We start from the raw sequence: 1,394 nt of genomic DNA, 5'->3' as shown, positions 1-1,394 counted from the left end.
AAACCCTGCTGCAACACCAACTCCTGCCGCGGCGGCACAGGAACCGCCGCCAACTGCCCCGCCAACACCGCCTGAGCCAACTCCTGCTTCGACGCGAAATGAAAATACAACGCCCCCTTCGTCACCCCCGCCCGCTGCAAAATCTCCGCAATCGTCGCTGCCTCAAACCCCACCTCCGCAAACACCCCAGCAGCCGCCACCAAAATCGCCCGCCTCGTCCTCACCGCCCTCTCCTGCAAAACCACAACCCCACCCCCACACCAACCACCCGGACAAGAAAGAAACCGCCTAGTTCGTATCCTGACACCACCACCCCCAACGATCAACCAACCCCCACCCCCCAACCACCCACCCAACAGAAAACCGGCCACCCCCCACACCACCCCAAACCCCAACCACCCCCCAACAAAGAACCGGCCACCCCCTATCCACCAACCCCCACACCAACAACCACCAACAGGCACACCCCCCACAACCCAGCACCCCACACCCGAACGCCCACCCCACGGCACGGCCACCCACAGAACAAACAGACAACCCTCCAGGAGAACCTGAGCCCCCTTCAAGCCCACCACCCACCACGCCGGGCCGTGGGAGTTCATTGCCGCGAGCGCGCACTGACTCACCGTCTCCCCCACCCCGCCCACCCATCGGCCACCAACCCACAGGAAATGAACCCTCGTCGGTCAACAGGAGGTCCGAAACCCCCACCACCAAACGAAGCTTGCTGGTAAACAACTTCAATGGCATACGACGGAACCCAACAATTCCAGGCAGGGCAGTCCGGGCTCATCGCGAGAATCCCCGAAGCGGAGCCCGCCGTCCGTGCATGGCGCGAGCAACTCGATCCCTCGGCCCACGCCGGTGTCTCGGCCCATGTCACCGTGCTCTACCCGTTCCTCGACGCGAGCCGTATCGACGAGAGTGTCTGCTCCGCGCTCCGCGAGACACTCACCGCGCATCAGTCCTTCGAGGTCCGATTCGACCGCTGCGGCCGATTCCCCGGAGTTCTCTACCTCACCCCTGAACCCGACACCCCCTTCAGGCACCTCACCCAGGCGATCGTGACGCGGTGGCCGGAAACCCCGCCATTCGGCGGCCAGTTCGAGGATCCCATCCCCCACTTGACCATCACCCAAGGCCAAGACGCGGCCGACATGGACAAAGCCGAAGCCGATCTGCTGCGCAGGCTCCCCATCACCGCGCACATCTCCACAGTCGACCTGTTTATCCACGACGGAACACGATGGCGACAACACTCCACTTTCCCGCTCAGCTAAAGGCAGTCTCGCAATGGCTGGGAGTGTCTAATCAACGGCGGATCTGTTGATCATGGAGACGCCAAGTGAGTGAGATGACGATCGAGCAAGAGCCTGTAGTCGAGTCGGTCGGTG

General features: G+C 63.0%; 2 protein-coding genes. One reads left to right on the top strand and one right to left on the bottom strand.

Annotated features, from left to right (window positions below; all coding sequences use genetic code 11):
• A partial coding sequence (locus tag ABZ471_RS48685) for a helix-turn-helix domain-containing protein (protein WP_359075625.1) occupies positions 1-245 on the bottom strand: 245 nt, incomplete at its 3' end.
• Between the two features lie 498 nt (positions 246-743).
• Between ABZ471_RS48685 and ABZ471_RS48680 the strand changes: the two genes are divergently transcribed.
• Positions 744-1,280 (top strand): 2'-5' RNA ligase family protein, encoded by a 537-nt coding sequence (locus ABZ471_RS48680; protein WP_359075624.1) that lies wholly within the window; start codon positions 744-746, stop codon positions 1,278-1,280.
• The last annotated feature ends 114 nt before the right edge of the window (positions 1,281-1,394 follow it).

Source organism: Streptomyces sp. NPDC005728 (genome assembly GCF_040630895.1).
Lineage (GTDB): Bacteria > Actinomycetota > Actinomycetes > Streptomycetales > Streptomycetaceae > Streptomyces.
Note: the sequence above shows the minus strand (reverse complement) of the source record. Positions and strands in the feature narration are given on the sequence as shown.